Source organism: Anaerophaga thermohalophila str. Valhall, assembly GCF_000250735.1.
Taxonomy (GTDB): domain Bacteria; phylum Bacteroidota; class Bacteroidia; order Bacteroidales; family Marinilabiliaceae; genus Anaerophaga; species Anaerophaga thermohalophila_A.
In genome coordinates this window covers 1-8,302 of sequence record NZ_AHZV01000202.1, presented here as the reverse complement: position 1 = coordinate 8,302, position 8,302 = coordinate 1, and the positions used below count along the sequence as shown (strand labels likewise).

The window sequence follows — 8,302 nt, the reverse complement described above, 5'->3', positions numbered from 1 at the left end:
TCATAAAACATGCAAAATCGGGAAAAACGTTCCGGAATGGTGAAATTTAATTGAATTTCATCAAAAACCCGCCATAGAATAACATTATTAAACTCCATGGCGGGAAAATAAAATGGATATCGATCTTCAATAGATCGTCAGATTTTTAGATATTGGGTTTCAGATGACTCTATACATTTAACAAACTGCATTTTATCAAACAAAAAACCATATCGTAGAAACTTAATTTACACACTTCAAGAACAAGGATTGAAGCAACAAAGAATCCCATTTTATAGAATTTTCTGTCTATTGCTGTCCTTCTTCCGCTAACTTTTGATCCACCTTCTGCTTAATTTTGGGATTGGTACTGTATGCTCCAATCATTTCCTGGTACAGAGCAGGACTAATTCCTGCATCGGTTACAATCTTGTTAACTTTTTGTTGCGTGTCCATCTGAATTTTCTGAATTTCTTCAGAAATACTTTTAAATGTTTCCATATCCTCTTCTGACACACCCTGAGGTTGACTCCCCTGTTGCATCTGGCGGGCAATTGTATTGAACTGGTTAAGTTCCATGCCTTGCTCCTCAATCTCTTTAATCATCTTCTTTTCAGCCTCTCTTTGCACAGGAAGAGCTTCTACCAGCGCATTGGCAAAAAGATCAATTTCCTCATCGGAATACTCCTTTTGTTGTTGCTGCTGTTGAAGCATGTCCTGCTGTGCAAAAACATTTCCTGTTGTCAGAAACATAGCAACCATCATCAAACTCGCTACTTTTTTCTTAATTGATTTCATAACTTTTTTCCTTTAAATGAAAAATGATTTCTAAAAATTATTCCTGTACCGGCACAAAACCATTTTCCATATAAGTTAATACTAAAATAATGCCGGCGATGACTTTCTAACGAAAGACAAACATGTTAATAATCAACGACTTAATACAAAGGAAACAAACTAAAAATCTAATTCCAAACTATTTTCAAAAGTTTTCAACAATGAAACATCATTTAACGCTCCCCGAAGGTTTCCTATTTAAAATCAATCTTGTTACAAATTGCAAATTACAGATATTTGTATTTTTATATATCTGTATTCTTGTTTACTTTTATTGCGCTGAACAATGCAATTTTGATTCAGCTCTGATTAAGTTCCACAGGCAGAAGCATGGGGCATGGAGCAGAGGGCATGGGACATGGGGTTGGAAAATAGTTAGATAAAAGGTAACTTATTAAATAAATTTTATACGAATGAAAAGAGCATGACAAGGTTTGCCTTAATAGATCATTAGATTTTTAGATATAAGATGTAAGATGAAATGAACATAAATAGTACGTGTCTATAAACTCGCAAAAAAATTTTTACAGTATGTGTGTCTGCTCAGAAAGTGCCGGTTGCAAGGCTTGCGAAGCCGCCAAAACCGTAGTTTACTAATCGTAAATGAGTGTTTTGGTGGCAGCGTAACACAGCAAATGGTACTTTATGGACAGACACTAAATAGGTTTACCACGATAAGAATACGAATAAATGCTTGCATGCGAGTTCCATCAGACCAATAACTTAGACTAATTTTATACTGATGAAAAAAGTCGTTTTTTCGGTAATAGTTTTCACCATTGGGCTTTTAGTGCTTTTACATGTCTTGTATGAGCCGCCACTGCCAAATTTAGGTGAACTGAAGCTTAAGCAGGAATATGCGACTAAACCTGATCCGGATGTAGACCATTCACTTTTCCCGGAACTTCAGGAAGAATTTGAAACACCCCAGGAGGTTACCGAAGCTTGTATTGAATGCCACAACCAACGTCATAAAGAGGTGATTGCTTCGAGTCACTGGAACTGGGAACGCATCTCCTACGTGGAGGGCAGAGGAATTGCCAGCCTGGGAAAAAGCAATGTACTGAATAACTATTGTATTGGGGCAAGTTCGAACGAGCAGGCTTGTGCTGCATGTCACATTGGTTTTGGGATGACCGATGATCATTTCGACTTCGAAAATGCACGTAACGTGGATTGCATGGTGTGCCACGACAATAGTGAGGAATATATTAAAGGTGCCTCCATGGCGGGTTATCCTGACCGCTCGGTAAACCTCACCAATGTTGCCCAAAATGTTGGAAGGCCGCAACGGATGAACTGCGGTGCCTGCCACTTTTACAGCGGGGGCGGAAACAATGTAAAACATGGGGACCTTGAAGAAGCCCAACTGTCAACAACAAGAGACGTGGATGTCCACATGGCTGCCAATGGTATGAATATGACATGTGTCGACTGCCATTCTGCCGATGACCATCAAATGCTGGGCAAACTTTACTCCGTATCTTCCAGTGACGAAAACCGGCTGACATGCGATCATTGTCACACCAACACACCACACATGGACAGGATGCTCGATCTGCATACCGCCCGCGTGGCTTGTCAAACCTGTCATATCCCTACTTATGCCAAAGTTAATCCAACAAAAATGGAATGGCGTTGGTCCGAAGCCGGAAAACTGAAAGACGGGCAACCATATCATGTTACAGATACCACTACAGGTGCCGAGACATATTTATCCATAAAGGGTTCATTTGTATGGAAAACCAATGTTGAACCGGAATATTTTTGGTTTAACGGACATGCCACCCATTATATACTGGGTGACAAGGTAGACACTATACCGGTGCAGGTCAACAAGCTTCTGGGATCAGCCAGCGACAGAAATGCTAAGATATATCCGGTAAAAGTGCACCGCGGCGATCAGATATATGACCCGGAAACCAAAATGCTGATACAACCCAAATTATGGGCTCCCGAAAAAGGGGACAGCGCCTATTGGAAAGATTTTAACTGGGACCTGGCCGCCGAAGCAGGCATGAAACGCGTCGGATTACCCTACAGCGGAAATTATGAATTCGTAAATACCGAAATGTACTGGCCTGTCAATCACATGGTCGCCCCAAAAGAAGATGCTCTCACCTGTGAAGAGTGTCATACCCGCGACAATAGCCGGCTTGCAGGCCTGAACGACTTCTACATGCCCGGCCGTGATGCTCATGCTGGTCTCGACCTCATCGGCAAACTGCTCATTATTGCAGCCCTGGCGGGTGTTGTTTTACATGGGCTGGGGCGTATTGCAGCATCCATCAAAAACAAGGAAGTAGAAACCGAAGAGATCAATACCTGACAATAAATCATACTGCAATGGCAAAAGTATATATCTATAAAAGATTTGAACGTTTCTGGCACTGGACACAAGCCACATTGATATTTTACCTGGCCCTTACAGGTTTCGAAATACATGGCAGCTACTCTTTTCTTGGATATGAAAATGCCGTAGAATCGCACCGTGTAGCAGCCTGGATGCTTCTCACCCTCATTGCCTTTTCCATATTCTGGCATTTCACGACCGGCGAGTGGCGACAGTACATTCCCACTTTCTCGAAACTTCAGGCACAGATCCGCTATTACACCCTCGGTATATTCAAAGGAGAGCCACACCCCACACGAAAATCAGTGCGCAACAAGCTGAATCCTCTTCAGGCCTTAACATACCTGGGTTTTAAACTGGTAATGGCCCCTTTGCTTATTGTTACAGGATTGGTATACATGTTTTACAGAACCATTGATGCCAACAATATGGTGATCATTAGTGATATTCCGCTCGAAACAGTGGCCTTCCTTCACACGCTCGGAGCATACCTGATCATCATGTTCGCCATTGTCCATGTATATATGACCACAACGGGCGAAACACCTACTTCAAATATCAGGGCTATGATAACCGGTTATGAAGACCTGGAAGACGAAGATGAAGATGAAGAAACAACCAATACACAATCCAAAAATACCAAAACAAGTGAACCATGAATGGAAAAAATAAATATATGAACCCATACCTGGCAGGTGTTCTCCTGGGATTTGTTCTCCTGACCACCATATACATTACCGGTCGCGGACTTGGTGCCAGCGGTGCCATGAAAAGTGTTGCTGTTAGCACCGTTAAAGCTACCGCTCCCGAACATTATGAGAATACAGCTTACTATCAGGACTATGCTGCCGATCACCCCGAAGGACCGATGAAATCGTGGCTGGTTTTCGAAATGATAGGTGTGTTAATCGGAGCCTTTTTGTCAGGAACACTTTCCGGCAGAATCGGACTGAAACTTGAAAAAGGACCCGGTGTTTCCAATTCTACACGCCTTATCGGAGCCGTTTTAGGCGGCCTTCTTTTTGGCTTTGGCAGTCAGCTTGGGCGAGGTTGTACAAGCGGAGCTGCTCTCAGTGGCATGGCCGTTATGTCGTTCGGAGGCATTGTAACCATGCTGGCCATATTCGGTGGCGCTTACGCTTTTGCCTGGTTTTTCAGGAAGATGTGGATAACCCGATAGATAACTTTAAAGATACTGTTATGGCACCATTAATCCCCGATATTATCTCACCCGAATACAATTATCTTATCGCTATCATTGTCGGCATAGGTTTCGGCTTTGCCCTGGAGCAAGCGGGTTTTTCTTCGACCCGCAAATTAGTCGGACTTTTCTACGGGTACGACTTTACCGTCCTGAAAGTATTTTTTACAGCAGGTTTAACGGCAATGATCGGCGTACTGCTGCTTTCACACCTCGAATTATTGAATACCAGCATCATTTTTGTCAATCCTGCCTTTCTGCCATCGGCTATCGCAGGAGGCATCATTATGGGCCTGGGATTTGTCATTGGCGGCTTCTGCCCCGGAACCAGCGCATGCGCTGCAGCCATAGGAAAAGTGGACGGATGGGCGTTCATTATTGGCGCTACTATTGGAATTTTTGCTTTTGGTGAAATGTTTCCGCTTCTGGAAGATTTCTATATGGCAAACGGCCAGGGAGCTGTTCTCATATATGATGTATTGGGAATGGGAAGGACCACCTTTGCATTGCTAATGACACTTATCGCCATCGTGGCATTTTTTGTCACGGGAATGATCGAAGACAAAGTAAACGGTAGGCCTGTCAAGATACTCAACGGTCACTGGCGTAACAAAGCTCTTTCAGCTGTTCTGCCGGTATTAATGGTAATACTTATCATGGCCACACCTTCGCGAAAAGAATATACCATGCAAAAACTGGAGGCAAGGGCTGCAGCCGGCGAATGTAACCCCGATCTTATTGATCCCGACAAGCTGGCCTTTGAACTGATGAATAATTATTACCAATATAACGTTATTGATGTGCGTAGTCCTGAAGAATATGAAGCATTTCATATTGCCACGGCCATCAACATTCCGTTGGACGACCTGCACAACACCACCTATCGCGAATTACTTAACCAACGCATCCAGACCAATGTTTTTTACGGCTCAACACCCGAACAGGCAAAAAAGGCCTGTCTCATAGCCCGTTACCATGGCAATGAGACAAGTCTGGCGCTCAACGTTACGGCCGAAAAATTCAGAGATACATTTTACGGCAATATTGAAATCCCTGATGATCCGACCAAAGAAGAACAAACATTAGCACTTTTCAGGAAGCAGGCCGCCGAAAAGATGAAAGAAATTGAAAATAACCTCGCCTCAAGAGAAAAACCGGTGAAGAAAAAAATAACACGGGTACAGGGCGGATGCAGTTAGCATAATCTCACTTAAACAAATCATATATGAGTGCGGTATAAAAAGCATATTTTTGTCAAAATCAAGGCGTTTTAAATTTTTATACCGGAGTTAACTTGTTGTTAATGAGGATGCAAAAATTTAAAACAACACAGAGTTTGGCAACAAAGATGCTTTTTAGACCGGGCTCATATATTGAAAACAGGGCTGTTGAACACAAATAAAGCCCACTTTGCATAGATTAAAACAATCTACGTAAAAAAAGATGCAATTGGTGTTTTCTTTTCCGAACTTGCTTCAAAAATAACGGAATCAAAAGAAAACACTATGCGTAAATTATTTACTAATCTAAACTTTGCAACAAGACAATTTTCATGTCTGTTCATTCTTCTCTGTGCCATAGTTTCTTTTTCTGCAAAGGCACAGGTACAAATTATGGTCGATGATGACGGAGTGCCCTTTACAAGCATCTCCAACCATACCACCTGGGAATCCGCCACAAATGATCTGCAGACTGCCATTGATTCAGTCTACGAAAATGGTGGCGGTTCCGTTTGGGTGGCAGGCGGAACCTATCTTCCTACAACTGAATTGGCAGCCGATCCCTCAGCTCCCGTTCCTCCGGGAAATGTCAGGCACACCACTTTTGTCATGAGAAACGGCGTTAGTGTTACCGGAGGATTCGAAGGTGATGAAGCAACGCCCGCCGAACGCCCCGAAGACCTTTTTGGCACAACTAATAAAGTCGTTTTATCGGGCGACATTGGAACTCCTGCCGATTCTACCGACAACTCCTTTCACGTGGTTCTGTTTCCTGAAGGAAGCAATGATTCAGCCATTCTCCAGGATATTTATATTACCGGAGGACAGGCAAATAATTATCAGTATTTTGGTTATCGTGGAGGGGGTGTTCATCTCCGATCCGGCGGTATCCTCAGAAATTGTGTAATAACGGGAAACTTTGCCGGCGAGGCCGGTGGAGGTGTTTACCTTTATCAAGGTGGAAGAATTGAGGCAGGAGAAATAAAAAATAATGTTGCTTATTCTATGGGTGGAGGCGTCAACCTAAACCAGGGCGGATTGGTAACTTCGGTAATTATACATAGCAATAAAACATCAGACGAAACCGGAGGAAAAGGTGGAGGCGTATTTTTTGCTTCGACGCTAACAGAGTACGGGACGGTTTCCAACTGCTTTATTGCCGGTAATCTATCGGCCAATAAAGGGGGTGGTGTCGGCATCTATCTCGGTGGTCATCTTATCAACAATCTTATCAGCAATAATGAAGCTGTTGGCAATGGCGGAGGTGTATTTATACAGGAAGGCGGACTGATATTGAACAACACCATTGTTGCCAACACAGCAGATGCTGCCGGAGGTGTTTACGGAGATAATGGCGGCGAAATAATCAACACGGTTATGTGGGGCAACAAAACATCACAGGTGGGAAATACGCAATTTGTAAGGCTTGCGGAATCGACCACTGCCGATTATTGTGCCATTGAAAACGGAGCAACGGCCAATGGCATCACCAACCTTGTCATCCTGGATGAAGAAAATTCAGGAAGCGGAACACACCCGGAATTCAGGGATACTATTTCATTTACAGGATTACCGACCGGAGAAAGTCAACTCAATGAAATATTAAACAGTGATTATAGTACAGAACTAACCTCAGCTTTGCTGGATGCCGGAACACCTGATACTACGGGGCTACCACTTCTGTCTGGTGACGTTATCGATAATCCGAGAATTACCAAATCAGCAATAGACATAGGTGCTTATGAAACTTTATATTACACCATTACCGGCACTGTGAACGGAGGAAACGGAACCATTGACCCGACCGGTCCGGTTAATCTTCTGGATGGTGAAAATGTTGAATTCATTATTACCCCGGCATCAGGTTATGATGTAGCTTTGTTCAACATCAATGGAGACGACTTTTCAAGTCAACTCGTTAATCAGGGCAGTTATTTTACTTACACCGAAAGTGCTGTTTCGTCCGATCTTGATGCAGTGGTTGAATTTGGCATTGTTAATAAAATAAACAAACCGAAAGAGGCAAAACCGACCATCTATCCTACGCCGGCCAGAAATGAATTATTCATAGATGGATATGATGTTCAGTTTATCAGGATTTTTAATATTACCGGTTCGGTAGTCAAAGTTTTTGACAGCAATGTTGCCTTCCCGCTAAATATTTCCAGTCTGGAGAAAGGTCTTTATTTCATTGAAATTACGGGAAAAGAAAATGAAAAGCATATCCTTCGGTTTGTAAAATATTAAACCGGGATTTGTGCTTCTTTTAGTCTCGTAAGATTCCTGAGTTGATAAGTCTGAAAATACGGAGCCCCGAATTTGCTTTTTGTTGGTTTTTATTAGTGTCTGTCCAGAAAGTGCCATTTACTGTGTTACGCACGTCCGAAAATTACTCATTTACGATGAGTAAACTCCGTATTTTCGGACTTCGCAAGCCTTGTAAATGACACTTTCTGGAAAGACACACATATTGTAAAAATTTTTGCGAGTTTATAAACACAATACTCCGTTAAACCTTTGCAAAACATTGCAAAACAATTGTTTGCATCTAAAGAGGTTTAATTGTTAAAATAAAGTATATCAAGGTTGTACGAAACGAGCATGGCAAGGTTTCCCACAACAAGAATATGTATAAATGCTTGCATGCGAGTTCCATCAGACCAATAACTTATACATAATTTATACTGATGAATTATCTTACATCTTATATCC

At 42.4% G+C, this 8,302-nt stretch carries 6 protein-coding genes; 5 read left to right on the top strand and 1 reads right to left on the bottom strand.

All coding sequences use genetic code 11. The annotated features are described in order from the left end of the window. Positions 1 to 288: 288 nt before the first annotated feature. The gene (locus tag OQ5_RS0110690) at positions 289 to 777 is read right to left on the bottom strand and encodes a DUF4168 domain-containing protein (protein WP_255297491.1); all 489 of its coding nucleotides are present in this window, start codon (positions 775 to 777) and stop codon (positions 289 to 291) included. 781 nt (positions 778 to 1,558) lie between these two features. Here OQ5_RS0110690 and OQ5_RS0110680 point away from each other — a divergent pair. The 5 genes from OQ5_RS0110680 to OQ5_RS0110660 all read left to right on the top strand — a co-directional run bounded on the left by OQ5_RS0110680 (position 1,559) and on the right by OQ5_RS0110660 (position 7,837). Continuing rightward, the gene (locus OQ5_RS0110680) at positions 1,559 to 3,145 is read left to right on the top strand and encodes a tetrathionate reductase family octaheme c-type cytochrome (RefSeq protein ID WP_016777486.1); all 1,587 of its coding nucleotides are present in this window, start codon (positions 1,559 to 1,561) and stop codon (positions 3,143 to 3,145) included. Between the two features lie 17 nt (positions 3,146 to 3,162). Further along, the gene (locus tag OQ5_RS0110675; RefSeq protein WP_016777485.1) at positions 3,163 to 3,828 is read left to right on the top strand and encodes a cytochrome b/b6 domain-containing protein; all 666 of its coding nucleotides are present in this window, start codon (positions 3,163 to 3,165) and stop codon (positions 3,826 to 3,828) included. Next, the gene (locus OQ5_RS0110670; protein WP_016777484.1) at positions 3,825 to 4,349 is read left to right on the top strand and encodes a YeeE/YedE thiosulfate transporter family protein; all 525 of its coding nucleotides are present in this window, start codon (positions 3,825 to 3,827) and stop codon (positions 4,347 to 4,349) included. The genes OQ5_RS0110675 and OQ5_RS0110670 overlap by 4 nt, the downstream gene beginning before the upstream one ends. Positions 4,350 to 4,369: 20 nt before the next feature. Further along, positions 4,370 to 5,569, top strand: coding sequence for a YeeE/YedE thiosulfate transporter family protein (locus OQ5_RS0110665; RefSeq protein ID WP_016777483.1), 1,200 nt, complete (start codon positions 4,370 to 4,372; stop codon positions 5,567 to 5,569). 306 nt (positions 5,570 to 5,875) lie between these two features. Continuing rightward, positions 5,876 to 7,837 carry a T9SS type A sorting domain-containing protein gene (locus OQ5_RS0110660; RefSeq protein ID WP_016777482.1) on the top strand — a complete coding sequence of 654 codons (1,962 nt, stop codon included), beginning with the start codon at positions 5,876 to 5,878 and terminating at the stop codon, positions 7,835 to 7,837. The last annotated feature ends 465 nt before the right edge of the window (positions 7,838 to 8,302 follow it).

Excerpts from the sequence above, each read along its gene's own strand:
- OQ5_RS0110690 (WP_255297491.1), bottom strand. The coding sequence starts at position 777 with ATGAAATCAATTAAGAAAAAAGTAGCGAGTTTGATGATGGTTGCTATG.
- OQ5_RS0110665 (WP_016777483.1), top strand. The coding sequence starts at position 4,370 with ATGGCACCATTAATCCCCGATATTATCTCACCCGAATACAATTATCTT.
- OQ5_RS0110675 (WP_016777485.1), top strand. The coding sequence starts at position 3,163 with ATGGCAAAAGTATATATCTATAAAAGATTTGAACGTTTCTGGCACTGG.
- OQ5_RS0110670 (WP_016777484.1), top strand. The coding sequence starts at position 3,825 with ATGAATGGAAAAAATAAATATATGAACCCATACCTGGCAGGTGTTCTC.
- OQ5_RS0110680 (WP_016777486.1), top strand. The coding sequence starts at position 1,559 with ATGAAAAAAGTCGTTTTTTCGGTAATAGTTTTCACCATTGGGCTTTTA.
- OQ5_RS0110660 (WP_016777482.1), top strand. The coding sequence starts at position 5,876 with ATGCGTAAATTATTTACTAATCTAAACTTTGCAACAAGACAATTTTCA.